This is a genomic window from Bradyrhizobium liaoningense, assembly GCF_018130955.1.
GTDB lineage: Bacteria > Pseudomonadota > Alphaproteobacteria > Rhizobiales > Xanthobacteraceae > Bradyrhizobium > Bradyrhizobium liaoningense_C.
Genome location: NZ_JAFCJM010000010.1, coordinates 168974 through 190939, shown reverse-complemented (window position 1 = coordinate 190939; position 21966 = coordinate 168974). Strand labels below are relative to the sequence as shown.

21 protein-coding genes are annotated in these 21966 nt (G+C 64.3%); 5 read left to right on the top strand and 16 right to left on the bottom strand.

The genetic code is table 11. The features are described from left to right. Positions 1-21: 21 nt before the first annotated feature. Together lgt and JQ632_RS11550 are read right to left on the bottom strand one after the other, a co-directional pair. On the bottom strand, positions 22-864 hold the full coding sequence (gene lgt / locus JQ632_RS11555; RefSeq protein WP_212402427.1) for a prolipoprotein diacylglyceryl transferase: 843 nt from the start codon (positions 862-864) through the stop codon (positions 22-24). 206 nt (positions 865-1070) lie between these two features. Beyond that, on the bottom strand, positions 1071-1802 hold the full coding sequence (locus JQ632_RS11550; RefSeq protein WP_212402426.1) for a dienelactone hydrolase family protein: 732 nt from the start codon (positions 1800-1802) through the stop codon (positions 1071-1073). A 174-nt stretch (positions 1803-1976) separates the two neighbouring features. Here JQ632_RS11550 and JQ632_RS11545 point away from each other — a divergent pair, with 174 nt between their 5' ends. Next, positions 1977-2243, top strand: a complete 267-nt coding sequence (locus JQ632_RS11545; RefSeq protein WP_212402425.1) for an accessory factor UbiK family protein — start codon at positions 1977-1979, stop codon at positions 2241-2243. Between the two features lie 43 nt (positions 2244-2286). Here the strand turns inward: JQ632_RS11545 and JQ632_RS11540 are convergent, their stop codons facing one another. From JQ632_RS11540 to JQ632_RS11510, 7 genes are all read right to left on the bottom strand, one after another. Beyond that, a complete protein-coding gene (locus JQ632_RS11540; protein ID WP_212402424.1) occupies positions 2287-3369 on the bottom strand; it encodes an ISAs1 family transposase in 1083 nt (360 codons plus the stop codon). 130 nt (positions 3370-3499) lie between these two features. Further along, complete coding sequence (locus JQ632_RS11535; protein ID WP_212402423.1) at positions 3500-4591, bottom strand: SMP-30/gluconolactonase/LRE family protein; 1092 nt, start codon at positions 4589-4591, stop codon at positions 3500-3502. Positions 4592-4677: 86 nt separating this feature from the next. After that, the gene (locus JQ632_RS11530) at positions 4678-5397 is read right to left on the bottom strand and encodes a ribonuclease activity regulator RraA (protein WP_212402422.1); all 720 of its coding nucleotides are present in this window, start codon (positions 5395-5397) and stop codon (positions 4678-4680) included. Positions 5398-5526: 129 nt separating this feature from the next. Then, entirely contained in the window at positions 5527-7263 is a 1737-nt protein-coding gene (araD, locus tag JQ632_RS11525) for an L-arabinonate dehydratase (RefSeq protein ID WP_212402421.1), read from the bottom strand. Then, positions 7260-8123: an ABC transporter permease gene (locus tag JQ632_RS11520; RefSeq protein WP_212402420.1), complete on the bottom strand. Its 864-nt coding sequence runs from the start codon at positions 8121-8123 to the stop codon at positions 7260-7262. The genes araD and JQ632_RS11520 overlap by 4 nt, the downstream gene beginning before the upstream one ends. 11 nt (positions 8124-8134) lie before the next feature. Beyond that, positions 8135-8896, bottom strand: coding sequence for an ABC transporter ATP-binding protein (locus JQ632_RS11515; protein WP_212402419.1), 762 nt, complete (start codon positions 8894-8896; stop codon positions 8135-8137). After that, on the bottom strand, positions 8896-9915 hold the full coding sequence (locus tag JQ632_RS11510) for an ABC transporter substrate-binding protein (protein ID WP_212402418.1): 1020 nt from the start codon (positions 9913-9915) through the stop codon (positions 8896-8898). The genes JQ632_RS11515 and JQ632_RS11510 overlap by 1 nt, the downstream gene beginning before the upstream one ends. A gap of 94 nt (positions 9916-10009) precedes the next feature. On the opposite strand from JQ632_RS11510, the gene JQ632_RS11505 reads away from it, so the two are divergent. From JQ632_RS11505 to JQ632_RS11495, 3 genes are all read left to right on the top strand, one after another. Then, positions 10010-10738: a GntR family transcriptional regulator gene (locus tag JQ632_RS11505; RefSeq protein WP_212402417.1), complete on the top strand. Its 729-nt coding sequence runs from the start codon at positions 10010-10012 to the stop codon at positions 10736-10738. Between the two features lie 149 nt (positions 10739-10887). Beyond that, complete coding sequence (locus JQ632_RS11500) at positions 10888-11307, top strand: response regulator (protein ID WP_212402416.1); 420 nt, start codon at positions 10888-10890, stop codon at positions 11305-11307. 67 nt (positions 11308-11374) lie between these two features. After that, positions 11375-14875, top strand: coding sequence for a PAS domain S-box protein (locus JQ632_RS11495; protein WP_212402415.1), 3501 nt, complete (start codon positions 11375-11377; stop codon positions 14873-14875). 247 nt (positions 14876-15122) lie between these two features. Here JQ632_RS11495 and JQ632_RS11490 read toward each other — a convergent pair whose 3' ends face one another. After that, the gene (locus JQ632_RS11490) at positions 15123-15758 is read right to left on the bottom strand and encodes a response regulator transcription factor (RefSeq protein ID WP_212402414.1); all 636 of its coding nucleotides are present in this window, start codon (positions 15756-15758) and stop codon (positions 15123-15125) included. Positions 15759-15946: 188 nt separating this feature from the next. Here JQ632_RS11490 and JQ632_RS11485 point away from each other — a divergent pair, with 188 nt between their 5' ends. Then, positions 15947-16165, top strand: a complete 219-nt coding sequence (locus tag JQ632_RS11485) for a hypothetical protein (RefSeq protein ID WP_312015597.1) — start codon at positions 15947-15949, stop codon at positions 16163-16165. Between the two features lie 16 nt (positions 16166-16181). Here JQ632_RS11485 and JQ632_RS11480 read toward each other — a convergent pair whose 3' ends face one another. From JQ632_RS11480 to JQ632_RS11455, 6 genes are all read right to left on the bottom strand, one after another. Further along, positions 16182-16685 carry a response regulator gene (locus JQ632_RS11480; RefSeq protein WP_212402412.1) on the bottom strand — a complete coding sequence of 168 codons (504 nt, stop codon included), beginning with the start codon at positions 16683-16685 and terminating at the stop codon, positions 16182-16184. Between the two features lie 142 nt (positions 16686-16827). Continuing rightward, entirely contained in the window at positions 16828-17142 is a 315-nt protein-coding gene (locus tag JQ632_RS11475; protein WP_212402411.1) for a PilZ domain-containing protein, read from the bottom strand. Next, positions 17139-18023 carry a protein-glutamate O-methyltransferase CheR gene (locus JQ632_RS11470; protein WP_212402410.1) on the bottom strand — a complete coding sequence of 295 codons (885 nt, stop codon included), beginning with the start codon at positions 18021-18023 and terminating at the stop codon, positions 17139-17141. The genes JQ632_RS11475 and JQ632_RS11470 overlap by 4 nt, the downstream gene beginning before the upstream one ends. 31 nt (positions 18024-18054) lie before the next feature. Further along, positions 18055-18441, bottom strand: a complete 387-nt coding sequence (locus JQ632_RS11465; protein ID WP_212402409.1) for a response regulator — start codon at positions 18439-18441, stop codon at positions 18055-18057. A gap of 33 nt (positions 18442-18474) precedes the next feature. Further along, positions 18475-18948: a chemotaxis protein CheW gene (locus tag JQ632_RS11460; RefSeq protein ID WP_212402408.1), complete on the bottom strand. Its 474-nt coding sequence runs from the start codon at positions 18946-18948 to the stop codon at positions 18475-18477. A gap of 73 nt (positions 18949-19021) precedes the next feature. Further along, positions 19022-21820 (bottom strand): hybrid sensor histidine kinase/response regulator, encoded by a 2799-nt coding sequence (locus tag JQ632_RS11455; protein ID WP_212402407.1) that lies wholly within the window; start codon positions 21818-21820, stop codon positions 19022-19024. Between the last annotated feature and the right edge of the window lie 146 nt (positions 21821-21966).

Genomic DNA, 21966 nt, shown 5'->3' with positions numbered 1-21966 from the left:
CAACAGCCTTCTCGAAATGAATTAACGAATGGCCTCCGCGGTGTCAGACGCACCGCGCCGTACCGCCAATACAATAAGTATGACACCGACAATAAGCATCGGGATCGACAACAGCGCGCCCATGGTTAACCCGCCCCAGAGGAAACCAAGCTGGGGGTCCGGCTCGCGAAAGTGCTCGCCGGTGATGCGGGCCAGGCCATAGATCAGGATGAAGCTGCCGAGGATCAGGCCCGGCCGCTTCAAGGCGCCCAGGCGGATCATCACCGCGAGCACCGTGAACAGCAAAATACCTTCGAGGCCGGCTTCATAGAGCTGGCTTGGATGGCGCGGCTCGGGCCCGCCGTTGGGGAAGATCACCGCCCAGGGCAGGCTGGGGTCGGCAGCCCGGCCCCACAATTCGCTGTTGATGAAGTTGGCGAGGCGGCCGAGGAACAGGCCGATCGGCCCGACCGCCGTGGTGATGTCGCCAAGCGACAGGATCGAGATGCCGTTGCGGCCGGCGAACCACATGACCGCGACGACGCAGCCGAGGAATCCGCCGTGGAACGACATACCGCCTTCCCACAATTTGAAGATCGTGGCGGGATGCTCGATGAAGAAGGGCAGATTGTAGAACAGCACGTAGCCGGTGCGGCCGCCGAGAATGATGCCGAGCGTCACCCAGAGGATGAAGTCGTCCAGTTGGATCAGCGACATCGGCGCCGGTCCGCCCCAGAGCCGCTCCTTCTTGACCAGCGAGCGCGCATAGAGCCAGCCGATCACGATGCCGCCGATATAGGCGAGCGCATACCAGCGGATCGCAAACGGCCCGAGCGACAAGGCGATCGGGTCGAAGGACGGGAAGTTGATCAGGAGAAGCAGCATCGCGCCTTGGTGTTAGTCAGTGGAGATCAAGCTGCAACCAGCAAGGAGGTGAACTCCCTCCCCCGCTTGCGGGGGAGGGCAGGGGAGAGGGTGCTCCCACCGAAAGACTCCCCAAGAGGAGAGAACCTTCACCCGGCGCTTCGCGCCGACCTCTCCCGCAAGCGGGAGAGGTGCACCGAGTTCGGGGATAGATCGATCCATTCCGTTCACACGAGATTGCGACGGTAGAGCGCCAGGAGGCGCTCCCAGTGCCGTTCGGCTGCATCGCGCTCATAGACCGGACGCTTGGGGAAGGCGAAGCCGTGATGGGTGCCGGGGTAGATCTCGACCTCGGCATGAGCGCCCTTCATGCTCTCCTGCACCTTCGCGATCACCTCCGGCGGGGCGTAGATGTCGGTCTCGGCGCAGGCGAAATAGAGCTCGGCTTTGGTCTTCGTGGCGGCGAGATGCGGGCTGTTGTCTTCGTCGGTCGCCAGATGCGTACCGTAGATCGAGGCCGCGGCCTTCACCCGGTCGGGGAAATGCGTCGCGGCGTTGACGGCGTAGCGGCCGCTCATGCAATAGCCGACGGTGCCGACGATTTTGGTGTTCGCGGCGGCCTGGCCCTCGGCATAAGCGAGCAGCGCCTTGGTGTCCTCCATGATCATGGGAATGTTGAGCGAGGCCATGAGCTGGAACATGCGCTTGCGTTCCGGCGAATTCGGATCGACCGGCAGCGGGCCGAGCTCCATCACGCCGGAGCGGTAGTAGAGGTTCGGCAGCATCACGTAATAGCCCGACGTGCCGAGCCGGCGCGCCATGTCGCGCAGCTCTTCGCGGATCGCCGGCGCATCCATGTAGAAGATGATGACCGGGAAGGGGCCGCCGCGTTCCGGATGGGTGATGAAGGTGGAGGTCGATCCATCCTTGGTCGGAATCTCGATCTGCTGGTCGATCATGCGCGCGTTTCGCCTTCTGATTCTTGTTCTGCCGGGTCGATGTTTACGATTGCAAGGAAACCGGGGCATGACAAGGATACCGCGCGCTGGCCTGCTCGGCCCTTGAATCGTGGCTGTGGGATTGCCATTGTCTTGCTCAGGTTTCAGTACGCGCAAAGGCTCCCGGAGATCGCCATGACCCAGACCAGCAACCGGTTTTTCGACGAGATCGGACGTCTCATGAACGATGCTGCCGGCGCCGCGCAGGGGGTGAAGCGCGAGTTCGACACGGTCATGCGCACCCAGGCTGAAAAATTCCTGCGCGACATGGACCTCGTCAAGCGCGAGGAGTTCGAGGCGGTCAAGGACATGGCGCGCCTCGCGCGCGAGGAGAACGAGGCGCTGAAAGCACGGATCGCGGCCCTTGAGGCCAGGATGACGCCGCCGACCCCAAGCTCCTGAGGACAGATAGCGGAACCCCCTTACCCTCCCCTGGAGGGTAGGGCTATCGCATATGAGCCAGGACCGAGAGAAGGAAGTCGTTGTTCCATCTGGCCTGGAGCATTTTGTGGCTGGTTCGGCTGGGACCAGGCGTGGCCTGCAGGGCATTGAGGGCCAGTTTGCGGATAGCGGCGAGATTTTCTGCGGCATGGTCCTTGCGGCTGCGGCAGGCATCCTCGTCGAACAGAACGTCGAGAACCCAGTGCAAGTTGTTCTCGATACCCCAGTGAGCGCGCACGACGTCGAGCAACTTTTTGGCCGGCAACAGGCGCGAGGCCAGAAAGTATCGGACCCTGTGCTTGGCGGCCTTGCCGGTACTGGCGCGCCAACTGTCGATGCGGCCAACGGCAGCGATAGCGGGGAAGCTGTATTGCCTTGCCAGTTGTGGCGCAGGCGCGATGATGGCTTGCCGTCGCTCGCGGCGACCGTGAGCGGAAGTCGGGCGCTGGCTCGCCCGCGCTGGCTTCCGGACGGTGTCGAGCAGCGCCTTGGCGGCCTTGAAGAGTCGGCCGCGATTGCTCTTGATGGCCAACACGTAGTGGCCCTTCCGGTCGCGAATGGCCTTTGCGATATCGGGCCGGCAATGCAAGGCGTCGGCGGTGACAAGAGCGCCGTCCAGATCGAGCAGGGCGAGGACTTCGAGAACGCCGGCAACTTCGTTGCGATTGGGAGCCTTCCTCTGAGCCAACGCCATGCGCGTGCCTGCCGCCCAGACATTGACCATATGCAGCGGCGTGGCCTGCCGGCCCCGCGTGAAGGCTCCGCGCAGCGCCTTGCCGTCGATGCTGACCACCCCTTTGACGCCGAAGCTCTTGCTGAACTTGCGCAAAACCGCTTCCAGCCCCTTCGGGTCCAGAGCACGGAAGACGTTGCTGAACGTATCGTGGCTAGGGATGCCGTATCTGAGCTCCAGGAACTGCCGCAACAACTCCTCTCGGCCTTTGCCGAAGAACTCAAACTCGGTACAGGTCTTGGCACCAGCCAGTGTTGCCGCCAACGCGATGACGAGGATCTCCACCAGATCGTGTCGGACGTTGCTGGCGCGCGGATCCTTGAGCGGTCGAAACAGCCGCTTGAGTTTGCGCATTCCGGTCTCCCTCGGGAATCGAGAGAAACCCAAAGAATCCAGTTCCGACCGTCTGGCAACACCCCGCCGGCGCCATATGCGATTCCCCTACCGCCTGCGGGGAGAGGCGAAGGCACCGTCGCTTCGTGCCTCACACCGCCCCATGCGCCTCCACGTACAGCGCGTAAACCGAGTGGCAGCTTGCCATGTAGAGGCGGTTGTTCTTGGGGCCGCCGAAGCACAGGTTGGCGCAGCGCTCGGGCAGGCGGATGAAGGCGAGCGGCTTGCCTTCGGGGTTGAACACCATGACGCCGTCGAGGTCTTCCGACTTGCCCTTGAGCTGGTAGACCTTGCGGCCTCCGACGTCAGTCGGCTCGCCCTGCAGCGCGCCGTTCGAACCCCAGCCGCACCAGAGATTACCGTCGCGATCGACGCGAAAGCCGTCGAGCGAGCCCTGGTCGGCGGCGTCGATCAGTTTTGTCTTGCCGCTGAGCGCGCCGTCGTCGCCGACATTGTAGCTCCAGATGCTGCGGTTGGGCGTGCCCTTCCACTCGACGACGTAGAGCTTCTTCTCGTCCGGCGAGAAGGCGAGGCCGTTCGGATTGATGAGGTCGGTGAGGACGGCGGTGAGCTTGCCGTCCTTGGCGATGCGGTAGACGTTGGTGGTGACCTGTTCGGACTTTTCCTTCTTGCCCTCCCACTCGCCGTTGATGCCGAACAAGGGATCGGTGAACCAGATGCTGTCGTCGGACTTCACCACGATGTCGTTCGGTGCGTTCAGCCTCTTGCCCTCGAACTTGTCCGCCAGCACCGTGATCTTGCCGTCCTTCTCGGTGCGGGTGATGCGGCGGGTGACGGAGTGCTCGCAGGTGACGAGGCGGCCCTGGCGGTCGCGCGCATTGCCATTGGCGTAGTTGGCGTTGGCGCGGAACACGCTGGTCTGGCCGGTCTTCTCGTCGAATTTCATGATCCGGTTGTTGGGAATGTCGGAGAACAGGAGATAGCCGCCTTCCGGGAAATAGGCCGGACCTTCGGCCCAGCGCATGCCGGTCGCGGCCTGCTCGAGCGTCGAGGAGTAGAGCCGATATTTTGCAAAGCCGGGATCCAGGATCTGGACCGCGGGATCCGGATAGCGCTGGTTGGGTGTGAACGGGAACGACTGGGCGTCGGCGGCGCGGGCGAGCAACGTGGAAGCGGTCGTTGCACCGGTACCGGCCAACAGATTGCGTCGTGTCAGATTCATTGTGTGGTCCTCCCTGCCTAAATTAAGGCCGGCTCCTTGATGGCCGGCCCGTTTTCGTGGACGATTGAAGCTCGCGGGAATGCCCGTTAGCGGCCGTTCGCCTTGCGCCAGGCCGCAAAATCCGTGAGCGTCTGCGGATCGGTTGCCGGATAGAGGCCAAAAATGCCGCGGCCCTTGCCGACCTCCTCGGTGACAAAGTCTTCGAACGCGGTCATCTCAAACGTCTCGTTGGCGATCTCGTCGGCGAGATGCGCGGGGATCACGATCACGCCGTCGGCATCGCCGAGGATGACGTCGCCGGGAAACACCGGCGCGTCGCCGCAGCCGATGGGGACGTTGATCTCGATCGCCTGGTGCAGCGTGAGGTTGGTCGGCGCCGAGGGGCGGTGATGATAGGCGGGGATGCCGAGCTTGGCGATTTCAGCGGAATCGCGAAAGCCGCCATCGGTGACGACGCCGGCGACGCCGCGCTTCATCAGCCGCGTCACCAGGATCGCGCCGGCGGAGGCCGCGCGCGCGTCCTTGCGGCTGTCCATGACCAGCACGCTGCCTGCCGGGCAATCCTCAACCGCCTTGCGCTGCGGATGTGAGCGGTCCTTGAAAACCTCGATGGTGTTGAGGTCCTCGCGCGCCGGCATGTAGCGCAGCGTGAAGGCCTCGCCGACCATGGTCGGCTGGTTCGCGCCGAGCGGGTGCACATCCTGGATCATCTGGATGCGGAGGCCGCGCTTGAACAGCGCGGTGGCGACGGTGGCGGTCGAGACGGATCTGAGCTTGTTGCGGGTGGCGTCGCTGAGTTTGGACATTTTGCGTGTGCTCACTCTCTTGTCATTCCGGGGCGCGCGCAGCGCGAACCCGGAATCCATCGGGCCGCAAGCGCTGTGGTGAAATGGGTTCCGGGTTCGATGCTTCGCATCGCCCCGGAACGACGGTCGTCAATAAATCGACGGCTCGCCGATCGGCGCGCCAAAACCGGTCTCCAGGAAGTCGAAGTCGCAGCCGTCATTGGCCTGCATGATGTGCTTTGAGAACATCCAGCCATAGCCACGCTCGAAGCGGCGCTCGGGCTGCTTCCAGGCGGCGCGGCGTTTTGCGAGCTCGGCTTCGCCGACGTCGAGATTGATGGTGCGGGCGGCAACGTCCAGCGTGATGCGGTCGCCATTCTGCACCAGTGCGAGAGTCCCGCCGACATAGGATTCGGGGGCGACATGCAAGATGCAGGCGCCGTAGCTGGTACCGCTCATGCGTGCATCCGAGATCCGCACCATATCGCGCACGCCCTGCTTCACGAGCTTGGTCGGGATCGGCAGCATGCCCCATTCCGGCATGCCCGGCCCGCCCTGCGGCCCCGCATTGCGCAGGATGAGAACATGGTCCGCGGTGACGTCGAGGTTGGGATCGTCGACCGCCTTCTTCATCGACGCATAGTCGTCGAACACCAGCGCCGGCCCGGTATGCTTGAGGAAGCGCGTTTCGCACGCACTCGGCTTGATCACGCAGCCATCGGGCGCGAGATTGCCCTTGAGGACGGCGAGCGCGCCCTCCTTGTAGATGGGATTATCGACGGAGCGGATCACGTCGTCATTGTGCACCTCGGCGCCGTCGATGTTCTCGCCAAGCGTCTTGCCCGTCACCGTGATGCAATCCAGATGCAGATGCTGCTTGATCTCGCCCATCAGCGCCGGCAGGCCACCCGCATAGAAGAAGTCCTCCATGAGATAGGCATCGCCGCTCGGACGGACATTGGCGATCACCGGCACCTTGCGGCTCGCGGTCTCAAAATCGTCCAGCCCAATGTCCTGCCCGGCGCGGCGGGCCTGCGCGATCAGGTGGATGATCGCATTGGTCGAGCAGCCCATCGCCATCGCGACCGCGATCGCATTCTCAAAAGCCTTGCGGGTCTGGATCGCCTTCGGCGTCAGATCCTCCCAGACCATCTCGACGATGCGGCGGCCGCATTCGGAGGCCATGCGGATGTGGTTGGCGTCCGCCGCCGGAATCGAGGAGGCACCCGGCAGCGTCATGCCGATGGCTTCGGCGATCGCCGTCATGGTCGACGCCGTCCCCATGGTCATGCAGGTGCCGTAGCTGCGGGCGATGCCGGCTTCGATGTCGACCCAGTCCTTGTCGGAGATCTTTCCGGCGCGCCGCTCGTCCCAGTATTTCCAGCCGTCGGAGCCGGAGCCGAGCGTCTTGCCCTTCCAGTTGCCGCGGAGCATCGGGCCGGCCGGCAGATAGATCGCGGGGATGTTCATCGAGGTCGCGCCGAGCAAGAGCGCCGGCGTGGTCTTGTCGCAGCCGCCCATCAGCACCACGCCGTCGACGGGGTGGCTGCGCAGCAGCTCCTCCGCGTCCATGGCGAGCAGATTGCGATAGAGCATGGTGGTTGGCTTCAAGAGCGATTCCGACAGCGACAGCGCCGGCAGCTCGATCGGCAGGCCGCCGGCCATCAGGATGCCGCGCTTGACGTCGTCGACGCGCGACTTGAAGTGCATGTGGCAGGGCTGCGCATCCGACCAGGTGTTGAGGATCGCGATGATCGGACGGTCCTTCCATTCCTCCGGCGCGTAGCCCATCTGCATGGTGCGGGAGCGGTGGCCGAACGAGCGAAGATCATCGGGCGCGAACCAGCGCGCACTGCGGAGTTGGTCGGGCGTCTTTTTCTTGGTCATGATTGGGTGCCCCATTTCTGGACGGTGTTCCGCTCGATGGCGCGGAAGATCAGGTTCTCGACAAAGAGCCCGATGATAATCACCGTCAAGAGGCCTGCGAAGACCGCGGGTATATCGAGCAGGTTGCGGTTCTCGAAGATGAACCAGCCGAGCCCGCCCTGGCCTGAGGACACGCCGAACACGAGTTCGGCCGCGATCAGGGTGCGCCAGGCAAAGGCCCAGCCGATCTTGAGGCCCGTGAGGATCGAGCCGAAGGCCGCCGGGATCAGGATCTTTGCCACATAAGGCAACCCGCGCAGGCCGTAATTGCGCCCGACCATGCGCAGCGTGCTCGACACGCTCTTGAAGCCGGAATGGGTGTTAAGCGCGACCGGCCACAGCACCGAATGGATCAGCACGAAGACGAGGCTGCCATTGCCGAGTCCGAACCAGATCAGCGCGAGCGGCAAGAGCGCGATCGCCGGCAATGGGTTGAACATCGCCGTCACCGTCTCCAGGAAGTCGGTGCCGATGCGCGTCGAGATTGCGAGCACGGTGAAAATGGCGGCGAGCACGATGCCGGCCGAATAGCCCATGAACAGCACCTTGAGCGAGGTCCAGGCCCGCATCGGAATGGTGCCGTCCTTCACGCGGTCGAACAGCGTGACGAAGGTGTCGTGCAGCGTCGGAAACAGCAGCGGATTGTCGAGAAAAACGCCATAGGCTTCCCAGATCGCCGCCAGGAACAGGATGATGACGGCCTTGCGGACAAAGCCGTCGTTCCACAGCAGCTCAGCCACGCTCAGCTTTCGCTCGACTTCGCCCGCGCCGCCGGCAGTGGCGACGGTTGCGTCACGCAATAAAATTCTCGCTTCCGCCATGAGAGGCTCCCTCAATGCGCCGTCGGCTCGGCCGCGAACAGGAGATCGTGGATCTCCTTCTCCAGCCGGCCGGCGCTGCCGTCGCCGTTGGAGACCTTGTCGACGTCGACCACCTCGGCCTTGACGCGGCCGGGATGCGGCGACAGCAGCAGGATGCGGTTGCCGATCCGGATCGCCTCCGCGATCGAATGGGTCACGAACAGCACGGTGAACCTGGTCTCGCTCCAGAGCTGGAGCAGTTCGTCCTGGCAGGTTCGGCGCGTCAGCGCATCCAGCGCCGCGAACGGCTCGTCCATCAGCAGGATGTCGGGCTCCATGGCCATGCCGCGCGCAATCGCGACGCGCTGCTTCATACCGCCGGAGAGCGTGTGCGGATAGGCGTCGACCACGCGGGTGAGCCCGACCTTCTCGATATAGGCCCGCGCCCGCGCCTCGGCCTCCTTGCGCGGCAGTTTTCGCGCGGTGACGAGCGGAAACATGACGTTGGCGAGCACCGTCTTCCAGGGCAGGAGCTGGTCGAACTCCTGAAAAATCATCATGCGATCGGCGCCGGGACCATGGATCTCGCGATCGTTGATGCTCATGCGGCCTTCGCTCGGAATCATGTAGCCGCCGACGGCCTTGAGCAGGGTCGACTTGCCGCAACCGGACGGCCCGAGCAGCACGAAGCGGTCGGACTTGTCGACGGTGAAGGAGACCTTTTCGGTGGCGGTGACGACGGCGCTTGATGTCTTGTAGCGAAGCGTCACTCCGGCGACGTCGAGCAGCGCCATCAGTTGCCCTTCAGGTCGTGCGCCACGGGGAGGTAGTAGTCGGTCCACGCCTTGGGCTGCATCTTCAGCGTGCCGGTCTTGAACAGATGCGCAGCGAACTTCATCGTGCCCTGCGGTTCGAGATTCCACTCCATCATGCCGGGCTCCTTGAGCAGATCGAGCAGCTCCTCGACCGAGGTCTTGTCGCCGGTGATTTCCTTGTAGATCTCGACCGCCTGCTTGGTGTCGCTACGGATCAGGTCCTGCGCTTCCTTGGTCGCGTCGCGCACGGCCTGGATGATCTTCGGGTTGGCGTCTGCGAATTTCGTCGTGGTGAAGAACTGCGCCTGGCTCAGCGGCCCGCCCATCACGTCAGGCGACGACAGCACGACATGCGCGCCCGGCACGTTCTTCAGCTCGAGGAACGTGAACGGCGGGATCGAGAAGTGGTTGTGCACCTCGTGCTTGGAATTGGCGAGCGCCGCATAGGCGTCGGGATGACCGAGCTGCACGGTGTTGGCATCGAGCTTCGACCATTGATCGGCGCCAAAAGCCTCGGCGGCCGCAATCTGCAACACGATCGCCTGGGTCGAGACCTTGACGGTCGGCACCGCGATCTTGTCGCTCGGGCCAAAATCCTTGATCGACTTGATGTTGGCATCCCGGCTGATCAACGTCATCGGCTGCGCCGAGGTCGCGACGATGCCCTTCACGCCGCCGCGGGTGCGGTCCCACAGCAGCAGCAGATTGCCGGTGCCGGTGTTGAGGATGTCGACGCCGCCTGCGAGCAGCGCATCGGTCTGCGCGCCGCCGCCGGAGAAGGTGATCCATTTGGTGGTGACGCCTGGCACGCCGAGAGCAGCCGCGTGCTTCTCGATCAGCTTCTGCTTCTCCATGATGTGGCTCGGCATGTAGAAGATGCCGGGCTGACGCGACAGTGCGATCTCGGATTTCTGTTGCGCGCGCGCCGCGGACACCGACAGGGCGATTGCGGCGATCAGGGCTGCAGCCGCAACCTTGCTACGAAGATGCATCATCATTGTTGTGTGTTTCCTCCGACCCTCGTGGAGCCGCGTTGACGCTGCTGATGCACTAATATATTAGTGCATCAAAAGCAAGCCCGCGGGACCCGCCATGGAATCTCCCAACACTGCGCCGCGCGCGGCCGCAAAGGCCGCTTCAAGGGCCGCCGCCCGGCTCGATCGCGCCCGCCAGGCCGCGCCGCAGGTGTTCGAGCGGCTGCGCAACGCGATCATCGCCCTGGAACTGCCGCCGGGCGCACCCCTGTCGCGCGCGGAGCTCGCCGCCCAGTTCGGCGTCAGCTCGACGCCGGTGCGCGACGCCTTGATGCGGCTCGAGGAAGAGGGCCTGGTCGACGTGTTCCCGCAGCACGCGACCGTGGTCAGCCGGATCGACGTCGACCGCGCCCAGCAGGCGCATTTCCTGCGTCAGGCGCTGGAGCTCGAGATCGTCCGCCTGCTTGCAACCGGACGCGACCCGTCCCTGATCATCCGCCTCGACCAGGCCATCGCATTGCAGCAACAATTTGCGAAGGCCGGCGACTTCGAAGCTTTTATCAACGCCGACAATGATTTCCACGCCCAGCTCTATGCCGCCGCCGGCAAGCAGGACCTGTGGATTCTGGTGCGAAGCCGCAGCGGCCATATCGACCGGCTGCGCCGGCTGCATTTGCCCTCGCCCGGCAAGGCCCAGAACATCGTGCGCCACCATAGGCTGATCACCCGCGCGATCGAGGCCGGCGACGGTGATGCCGCACAGCAGCATCTGCGCACGCATCTGTCGGGCACCTTGAGCGAGCTCGCCAAAATCCGCGCGCGCCATCCGGAATATCTCAGCGATTGAAATCCGGCGTTGGGGCTAACGCCTGCCGGCATGCGCTGAGCCAGTCAAGTTCCCACCTGACCTCGCGACCGGCGGAACGCTATTGGTTGCGTAATGCTTGCAGGTTGAGCGATTTCCGCGCAACAATTCGATGCTCGGAGGGCTGCGACTTGGCCAACATCCTGATCGTGGATGACGATCCGGCTGTACAGATTACCATCCGGCTGTTGCTGGAAAGGGCCGGACATCGCGTGACGGTCGCCGGCGACGGCCGCAAGGGTCTCGCGCTGTTTGAGACGGATCAATTCGACCTGTTGTTCCTCGACATATTCATGCCCGGAATGGACGGGCTGGAGACGATGCGCCACATTCGGGCGCAGCGGCCGACAATCCCGATCATCGTCATTTCCGGCCGCTCTGTGACGCCCGACGCCTATGCCGAACCCGACTTCCTGAAGATGGCGACCAAGCTCGGCGCGGTTGCGAGCCTTCAGAAGCCGTTCAGGGCGGACGTGCTGCTGGCGGCGGTCGATGGCTGCCTGGGAAGCGGCAAAGCGCGGGATCTCGATAGCAACAGCGGCTGCCAATAACATGGACATTCATGCCGGGGCACAACGCAACATACAAGACCAGCCCCGAAGCGACGCGAAGGACCGAATGACGCTCGCGACCCGGCTCGCGATTGCGATCGTCCTTCTGGTCGCCGTCACGGTGACCGCGGTCGGCTGGCTGGGATATCACAGCCTCAAGCAGGCTGTGATCCCGCGGGTGCTGGAGCGGGTCGAAACCCATGCGCGCCTGCTGGCAATCGATCTCGAAACCTACGTTGCCGGAGCCCGTGGCGATCTGCTTGGCTATCGCTCCGCCGCCGGCATCAACGGCCTGATCCGTGCCCATCTGGCCGGCGGCATTGACACTGCCGACGGCGTTTCAGAGCAGACCTGGCGCGAGCGCATCGCCGCGCGACTCGTCGCCGAGATCGAGGCCAAGCCGGCCTATGCCCAGTTTCGCATCATCGGTCTGGACGAGCTCGAACTGGTCCGGGTCGACCGCTCCGGGCCGGATGGCGCGGTGCGCGTGGCCGCCAACAGCGAACTCCAGCGCAAGGGCGAACGGATCTATTTTCAGGAGACGATCCGCCTTGCGCCGGGCGAAATCTACGTTTCGCCGCTCGATCTTGCCACTCATCAGGGCGGCACGACCATACTGCACGTTCCGACATTGCGGATCGCAACGCCGCTGTTCGCACCGGACGGCAGGCCGTTCGGCATTATCATCGCCAATCTCGACATGCGCGCGGCGCTCGACCGCGTCCGCTCCACACCGGATCGGGGCGAACAGGTTTATTTGGTGAACGCACGTGGCGACTATCTCGTGCATCCCAATCGCACGCGCGAATTCGGTTCGGTGCACGGCCAGCCCAACAACTGGCTGAACGACTTTCCCTATTTTGCGGCCTCGGTCGGGAAGTCGGGGAGCTTTGCGCAACTCGTCACCAACGCGTCGGGCCAGACGGGCGGCGCGGCGATCGCAGCGTCGCTGCTCGTGGGCAAGGAATGGGTGGCGATCATCGAGACCGTGCCTCCCCTGGTGTTCAACCGCGTACCTGCGGCGATCCAGAAAACGTCGCTGACGGTCGGCGCCATTGCGGTCCTGGCCGCCGGCGTACTCGCGATATTTCTCGCACGCACGCTGACCCGGCCGATCGGGCAGCTTACTGCGGCGGTCGAGGGCATCGGTCGTGGCGATACCGTCACCATTCCAATCGATGCTCCGGGCGAGACCGGCGTACTGGCACGGGCCTTCGCGCGGATGCTCGAGGAAACCAAGGCAAAGACCGCGGCGCTCCAGCGCGAGGTCCTGGAGCGGCGTCGCACCGAGGCCGCGCGCGACCACCATGCTGCGCGCGAGCGGCTGTTCAGCGCCGCAGTCGAATCCTCCGACGACGCGATCGTGATGCAATCGCTCGAGGGCATCATCACGGGCTGGAATCCGGCGGCAGAGCGCCTCTATGGCTACTCGGCCGATGAGGCGATCGGCAAGCCGACCTCGATCATCGTACCTCCCGACCGTCGCGAGCAGGGCAAGGACTATTTGCGGCGGCTCGCCAGGGCCGAGCCGATCGAGCGCTTCGAGACGGTGCGCCTGCGCAAGGACGGCAGCCCGGTCGAAATCTCGCTCAGCCTGTCACCGATCCGAGGGCCCTCGGGCGAAATCATCGGTGCCTCGGGGTCTGCGCGCAGCCTCACCGAGGCGCGGCGCGCCGAGCGCGCGCTTGCGCAACAACTCGAAGAACGGCGGCAGATCTTCGACACCTCGCAGGATCTGATCATGATTCTGGATGCCCGCGGCTACGTCGCCCAGATCAGCCCGAGCTCAGAGACCATCCTGGGCTATCGGCCGGAGGAGATGATCGGGCGCAGCGGGGCCGACTTCATTCATCCGGACCATCTCGAGCGATCGCGCGACGAGATGCGTGCGCTCCGGCGCGGAGAACGCCGCGTCATCGCCGACACGCGCTGCATCCACAAGGACGGGCGCGAGGTCTGGCTGTCCTGGCTCGGAAGCTGGTCGCAGCATGCGAGCCGCTTTTTCTTCGCCGGGCGCGACATGACGGAGGCACGGCTTGCGCAGGAATCGATGCGCGAGAGCGAGCAGCTCGCACGAAACATCATCGAAACGGCACTCGACGCCTTCGTCCAGACCGACGAGAACGGCAATATCCTCGACTGGAACTCGCGGGCCGAGAAGATCTTCGGCTGGCGCCGCGATCAGGCGCTCGGCAAGAACGCCGTCGATCTGATCGTCGCCGACGGCGAGCGCGAGCGCATCAAGGCCGGCCTGCTCCACTTCCTGGAGACCGGGGAAAGCAAGCTGCTTGACCGCCGCCGCGAGATGGTGATGCGACGCCACGACGGCAAGGAATTCAAGGCCGAGCTGAGCGTCACGTCACTGAAGCGCCGCGAGGGCCTGCTGTTCAACGTGTTCTACCGCGACCTCACCGACAAGATCGCCGCCGAAGAGCGCATGCGCCATTCGGAGAAAATGGAGGCGGTCGGCCAGCTCACCGGCGGCGTGGCCCATGATTTCAACAACATCCTCACCGTCATCACCGGCACGATCGAGATCCTGGCAGATGCGGTGGCCAAGGAGCCGCAGCTTGCGGCCATCACCAAGATGATCGACGAGGCCGCCGCACGCGGCGCCGAGCTCACCCAGCACCTGCTCGCCTTTGCGCGCAAGCAGCCGCTGCAGCCGCGCGAGGTCGACGTCAATTCGCTGATCGTCGACACGGCAAAACTGCTGCGGCCGACGCTCGGCGAGCAGATCCAGATCGAAACGGTGTTCGAGGAAGAGAGCTGCGTGGCGACGGTCGACCCCAACCAGCTGACGACCGCGCTGCTCAACCTTGCGCTCAACGCGCGCGATGCCATGCCCGACGGCGGCAAGCTGATCCTGGAAACCGGCGCCGCGTATCTCGACGAGGTCTACGCCAGCGTCAACGACATCCGTCCCGGTCACTACGTGCTGATCGCGGTAAGCGACACCGGCAGCGGCATTCCTGCGCGACTTCTGGACCGGGTGTTCGATCCCTTCTTCACCTCGAAGGGCGTGGGCAAGGGCACCGGCCTTGGCCTGTCCATGGTCTACGGCTTCATCAAGCAATCGACCGGACACATCAGGATCTACAGCGAGGAAGGCCACGGCACCACGATCAAGATGTATCTGCCGCCCGGCGTCACGCCGACCGCGAGCAGCGAAGGCACAACGCCGGCGACGATTCAGGGCGGGAACGAGACGATCCTGGTGGTCGAGGACGACCGGCTGGTGCGCGACTATGTGCTCGCGCAGTTGCACGCGCTCGGCTACCCCACGCTGCAGGCCGCGAACGCCGCCGAGGCGCTCGCGATCGTCGCCGCCGGCAAGTCGTTCGATCTGCTGTTCACCGACGTGATCATGCCCGGCAAGATGAACGGCCGGGAACTTGCCGACGAACTGCAGAAGACACGGCCCGACCTCAAGGTGGTCTATACCTCCGGCTACACCGAAAATGCGATCATTCACCACGGCCGGCTCGACACCGGCGTGCTGCTGCTGGCGAAGCCCTATCGCAAGTCCGACCTCGCGCGCATCCTGCGCAAGGCGTTGGACGGCTGACGATTGCGCCGTACTCGTGTCCCGGACAAGCCAACGGGTCCGCGCGAAGCGCGGCCCGATGACTGGCTCCGCGCAGATCCGCAAACGAGACCTCTCATTGAGGCTCCGTAGCCGGATGCAACGAAGCGCAATCCGGGACGCCTCCTACCGCGTGCCCTAACCCCCGGATTTCGCGGAGCCTGTTATCGGGCGGCGCTTCGCACCGACCCGTTGGCTCCATCCGGGCTAAAAGATTGCTGAGTGCAGGCTACGACGCGCGCTGCGCCGCGGTCATCACGATGCGGATCAGATCGGCGGCGTTCCGGGCGCCGAGCTTCTTCATGATGTTGGCGCGGTGATCCTCGATGGTGCGCGGACTGATGCCGAGCGTGCGGCCGGCCTCCTTGTTCGACGCACCGGAGGCGAATTGCTCGAGCACCTCGCGCTCGCGCCGGGTCAGGGGCTCGCGTCCCGGGAAATGCAGCGACCCGAATTTCGGCGAGGCGTTTTCTGCCTGCCTGCGTGCATAGGCGCCGATCGCCTCGTCGAGCCGGCCGACGATCTCGCTGCCACGGAACGGCTTCTCGATGAAATCGAGCGCGCCGTTCTTGATCGCGCTCACGGCCATGGCGATATCGCCCTGCCCCGAGATCATGAAGATCGGGGCGGGGTAATCCTCGCCGTGCAACTCCCTGAGGATGTCGAGGCCCGATTTTCCGGGAATATGCACGTCGAGCAGGATCGCGGCCGGCGTACGGTTTCGTGCGACGGAGAGCAGCGCCGCGCCGTCGGCGAAACAGATCACCTCATAGCCCGCCGCCTTCAACACCATCGACAACGTGTCGCGGACCGCAGGATCGTCGTCGACCACAAAGATCTCGCCACGGGAGGATTTTTCGGCCATGTGCCACGTCCATTCGGCAGTAGAGAACCTGCGTCCGAGCCAACCACCATGGCGTTCGGCACGGATTCGGCCCACACCCGCATTTGTACGGGACATGATCTTAACGCACAAGTAGCGGCGTAGTGCCTAATGGCTCCTGACCAAGACTATCCATGCAAAATTATGCAGTCAGAGGATCTCTCGTCGCAGTGCCAAACAGCGACAGCCATCAGTTGATCGCGGCGGATCTTCGCAATCTCATTGCGCTGGTCGAAGGCGGCATACGCCCGATAGAGGCGGCGATGATGCGCGAGGCCGGCGGCGACCAAGCGGGTTCCATCGACGTCGTCGTGCTTGACGACGTCACTCCGTGCTATGCGACCGCGAGGGCCGAACTCTGCTCGCCGGCCTGCGCCGGCCGCATCTGATCGCCTGAGGCGCGCCTCAGGCGCGGTGACGTTCCACGATCGCGTTCGCGGCCACGCCGCCCCAGGTATGGGTTGCGGGGAGCCCCATCGCGGTCTTGCCGAGATTGGCGAGGCTGATGCGCAGGGCAGCGAGATCGAGCGGCTTCGGCAGGCTCTGGAGCTCGATCCCCACGGAGCGGGCAAAGCGGCGGGCGGCCGAGCGGCGCGGACCATCCATGCCGCTGATCACGATCACCGAGCCCGCAAACTTCGCCTCCGCCATCTCGCGCAGCACGTCGATGCCGTCGCCATCCTCCAGGACGAGGTCGAGCGTGACGCAGTCGAACCGCGCGCTGCGAAGCTTGCCGATCGCATCCGCGACCGACGGCGCCACCGTCACCTCGTGGCCGGCCTGCTTGGCCGCGACGCCGATCAGGCTGCGCTGCGTGGCGTCGTCGTCGACCACGAGGAGCTGCAATGCGCGCCGTTCGGTCGCGTCCAGCAGGTGTGAGGGGATGGAGGAGAAGGAGCTTCTTGGCATTGCCGTACCCTGACATTGAGACCGGCAATGGATACACGGCGCGCGCTTAGACCGCGTAAAGCCGGTGCACGAAATTCACTCGGATAATTTCAGCAGATTTGAAGCAACGTCTTAAGAAAACGCGGCCTGCGACCGGCCGCGATCAGACCGTTGCGTCGTGGCCGGCGGCGGCGCGCTTCTTCTTGTTCTTGCCGCGCAGGAACTGGATGTCCATCTCGGCACCGTTCACGCGCACGAGCTCGCAGCGGCGATAGGCGAGCCCGGTCGACGACAGGAGCAGGAAGAATTCCTTGAGATTCAAGCCCTGGATCGATCCCTCGACGGTCAGGATCGCATCGGTGTCGGAAATGGCGTTGAGCTTGCAGTCGCGACGCCAGGTCCCGTCGATGGCCATGATGCAGACATCGTAGCCGCGGCTGAACGTCACACGTTCCGCACCTTTGCCATCCTCGCTCATGCGCGCACCCCCGCCAGCACCGGCGCGCGGGGCACCATGGCGGCGACGGCGGGCTTGGCGCCCGCTGCGCGCGCATCGTTGGGCTTGTAGAGGCCGCGCCGCTCCGGAATCGGCCTGAACGTATCGGTCAGTCCGACCACGGTTTCCGCAGCGCCCAGCACCAGGAAGCCGTCGGGCTCGATCTGTCGGGCGAGGCGGTTGAAGATGTTGATCTTGGTGTCCTGGTCGAAATAGATCAGCACGTTGCGGCAGAAGATCACGTCGAACGTGCCGAGCTGCGAGAAGTCGTGCAGCAGGTTGAGCTGGCGGTGCTGGATCATCGCCCGCAGTTCGGGATTGATCTGCCAGGTCTCGCCGGTCTGCTTGAAGTACTTGACCAGCATCTGGATCGGCAGGCCGCGCTGTACCTCGAACTGGCTGTAGATGCCGGCCTTGGACTTCTCCAGAACCTCCTGCGAAAGGTCGGTGGCGATGATCTCGACGCGCCAACCGGTCAGCGCTACGCCCATTTCCTTCAGCGACATCGCCAGCGAATAGGGTTCCTGGCCCGTCGAGCCGGCGGCGCACCAGATACGCACGCTCTTGCGGGCTGCGCGCGCCCTGAGGATCTCGGGCATGATGGTTTCGCGGAAATGTTCGAACGGGACCTTGTCGCGGAAGAAGAAGGTCTCGTTGGTCGTCATGGCTTCGACCACGCTGGTGATCAACGCGCTGGAGCCGACCTGGAGCTTCTGCACCAGTTCGCCGATGCCGGACAGGTTGGCCTTGCGCGCCAGCGGCAGCAGGCGGCTTTCGATCAGATATTGCTTGTCTGCAGACAGGTCGAGACCTGAATGATCCCGCAGGAACTTACGCAGATACTCATACTCGGTCGGGGTCACGGGACGCCTCTCGCAAGATTACTGGGAACGCTCAGGCAAACGCTTGTCCGACCGGGATCAGGCCAACCTCGGCAAACTTGTCGGCGATGATGTCCTTGTCGAACGGCTTCATGATGTATTCGTTGGCGCCGCCGCTGAGCGCCTGGGCGATATGAGCGACGTTGTTCTCGGTGGTGCAGAAGACCACCTTGGGCTGGTCGCCGCCGGGCAGGCGCCGCATGTGCCCCATGAACTCGAAGCCGTCCATGATCGGCATGTTCCAGTCGAGCAACACCGCGTCTGGGAGCTGCTGCTGGCAGATCTCGAGCGCCTTGGAACCGTCCTCCGCCTCGGTCACCTGGAACTCGAGGCCTTCCAGGATTCGACGCGCAATCTTGCGCACGACGCTTGAATCATCGACGACCAAACATGTCTTCATTTTTGGCTCTCCGGCTTCAATATTGTCTTTAGCTCACGCGGCCATCTGCACTTTGGTTTCGAGTTCGAGAACGCGATCGACGTCGAGGACGACCATGAGCTGGCCGTCGAGACGGTGGACGCCGCCTGCGAGCTTGGCCATGCGGGGGTCGAGGTTGACGGGGTTTTCCTCCTTGCCGTCCTCGGGCAGGCGCAGCACCTCGCCGATCTGGTCGATCATCAGGCCGTAGGATTCGCCGCGCAGGTCGACGCCGACCGCCATCGGGATCTTGCCGTCCTCAGGCCTCGGCAGGCCGAGGCGTGCGCGCATGTCGACCACGGTGACGATGCGGCCGCGCAGGTTCAGCACGCCCGCGATCTCGCGCGACGACAGCGGCACGCGGGTGACGCGCTCCGGCATGAACACGTCCTGGACGCGGGAGATCGGCAGCCCGAACAGCTGCCCGCCGATCATCGCGGTGACGTATTCGACCATGGCGCCTTCGGCGGATTGGGTCTTGCTGCTCATCTCTGTCTTCGTCCTACTTTTGTTTGAGCATGATCTGGTCGGAAAACCGCTTCACACTTTTCCGGATCATGCTCTAGGCCGCAGCCCGGCTGAGCTCGGAGGCGCCGGCCGCGGTCGCGGTCTGCTCCTTCAGCGCCGCGATCAGGCCGGGACGGTCGAACTTTGCGACATAGTCGTGGAAGCCGGCCTGCCGTCCCCGCTCGATCGCCGCCGGCGACACCAGCGCCGACAGACCGATGATCGGCATCGCACCGAGATTGTGGTCGGAGCGGATGACTTCCGCGAACTCGAACCCGTTCATGTCGGGCATCTCGATGTCGGTCAGCACGACGTCGAAGCTCTGCGCGCGCAGCGCGGCCAAGCCCTCCTGCGCGGTCGGCGCGGTGCGGACCCGGTAGCCGGCGGCTTTCAGCACCGGCGCCAGCATGTTGCGGAAGAAGGCACTGTCGTCGACCAAAAGCACCGACTGCGAGGCCAAGGACGGCTTCATCTCCTTGCGGGTGAACCAGTCGGCAAAGGCCATGGGGAGGAAGTGGCCGACGTCGATCACCTCGGTGGCCTGGCCCTTGATCACGGCCGAACCCAAAATGCCCGCACTGGAGCCGCCGACCTCGATGTTGAGCCGTTCCTCGACGATGTCGATGATCTCGTCGACCACGAGGCCCATGGAGCGGCCGTCATCGGCAAACACCAGGATCGGCTGGGCTCCTTGCGTGGCGATGGTGACGCCCTCCATGGCCACCAGCGGCATCAGCTGCTCGCGGTACTGCACCATGTAGCGGCCGTTACTGAACTCGATCTTGTCGGCCGGCAGCTCCTCCAGACGGGTGACGAGGCCGAGCGGCACCGCCTTGGGCTGGCTCGAGCCGGCGCGGAACACCAAAAGCGAGGTGGTCTGCTCGCCGCTTCCGATGTGGTGGGCGGCGTTCTCGTCGGCCATGTCATGGGCCGAGGAGCCGGAGGCGCCGAGCGCCTTGGCAATGCCGTTGGGGTCGATGATCATGATCACGGCGCCATCGCCCAAAATGGTGTTGCCGGAGAACATGTCGATGTGGCGCAGCTTGGTCGACATCGGCTTGACGACGATTTCTTCGGTGTGGAACACGCCGTCGACCACGATGCCAAAGGTCTGGCTGCCGACCTGGGTGACCACGATGAAGCCGTTCTCGGGATCGCTGGCCGCGCCGTCGTCGATCTTGAGCAGCTTCTTGAGGTGGATCAGCGGCAGCAGCTTGTTGCGCAGGCGCAAGACCGCGGTGTCCTTGATGCGCTCGATGCGGTGCTCGGAGTTGGCGCGGGCCCGCACCAGCTCGACGACCGAGAGCTGCGGGATCGCAAAGCGGTCGCCGGCGGCCTCCACGATCAGGGCGGAGACGATCGCCAGGGTCAGCGGGATCTTGATGGTGACGCTTGAGCCCTCGCCGGCCACGCTCTTGATGTCGATGGTGCCGCCGATCTGGTCGATGTTGGTGCGCACCACGTCCATGCCGACGCCGCGCCCCGAGACCGAAGTGATGGCGGCCGCGGTCGAGAAGCCCGGGGCGAAGATGAACTTGTGGACCTGGGCTTCCGACATCTTCTCGAGCTCGGCCTCGCTGACGAGACCGCTCGAGAGCGCCTTGGCCTTGATCTTCTCGGTGTTGAGGCCTCTTCCGTTGTCGGCGATGCAGATGATGATGTGGCCGCCCTCGTGATAGGCTGATAGCCGGATGGTGCCCTGCTCGCCCTTGCCGGCAGCCAGCCGCTCGGCCGGCGTCTCCAGGCCATGATCGGCGGAGTTGCGCACCATGTGGGTGAGCGGGTCCTTGATCAGGTCGAGCACCTGGCGGTCGAGCTCGGTGTCGGCGCCGTGCATCTCGAGCTCGATCTGCTTGCCGAGTTCGGATGAGAGGTCGCGGACGATGCGCGGCAGCTTTTGCCAGGCATTGCCGATCGGCTGCATGCGCGTCTTCATGACGCCTTCCTGCAGCTCGGCGGTGACGTTGGAGAGCCGCTGCAACGGCACCTTGAACTCGGTGTCCTCGTTGCGGCGGGAGATCTCCAAAAGCTGGTTGCGGGTCAAGACCAGCTCGGAGACCATGGTCATCAGGTGCTCCAGCGTATCCACGTTGACGCGGATCGACTGGTTGGCGACGCGGTCGCCCTCGCCGATGGTCTCGTCGGCCATCGACTTCTTGGCGGCGGCCTTCTCCCGGAGCGCCTTGGTATCCTTGGCTGTGTCCTTGGCAGCGGGCGCCGGCGCCTCCGTGGCGGGCGCAGCCTTCACCTCGGCCTTGGCGGCGGGCACCGGGGCTTCGATCGCGGTCTCGCGGAAGGCGCGCTCGAGCTCGTCGAGCGACACCTCGCCGGGACGCAACGGGCGCTCCAGCGTCTGGTCGACCAGCGAGCCCTGGGTCATCTCCTTGCCCTTGGCCTCGACGGGAGCGGCAACGGGCGCTTCCGGTGCAAGCGGCGGAGCCTCCGTGACGGGAGCAGCTCCGGCAGCCATGGCGGCCATGCCCTGCTCGACCATCGCTTCCAGCTTCTCGATCAGGTCGCGGTCGGCGCCTTCAGGCTCGGCCTCGGTCGCCTCCAGCCCGGCCAGAATCTCCTTGATGCGGTCGATCGACGACAAAATCACCGTCACCGCCTCAGCGGTCACCGGCATGCCGTCGCGGAATTTGCCCATCAGGGTCTCGCCGGCATGCGCCAGCGCTTCCAGCCGCGGCAGCCCCAGGAAGCCGCAGGTCCCCTTGATGGTATGAACAAGGCGGAAGATGTTATCCAGGATCTTGGCGTTGTTCGGCTCCTGCTCGAACTTCACCAACTGGTTGTCCACGGTGTCCAGGCTCTCGCTGGTCTCCGTCAAAAACTCCCGCAACAGATCATCCATGAAAACAGGCCTTCATACAGGGAGGGCGCATCAGGTCGTGATGCGCCTTTCAGAATGGGGCCAGCTTCACCGCAAAGCGTTTAATAATGGTTGAGTATGTGCAAAAGAACGGAGGCAACAAAGAGATAAGGCGCTCCGATCGAATC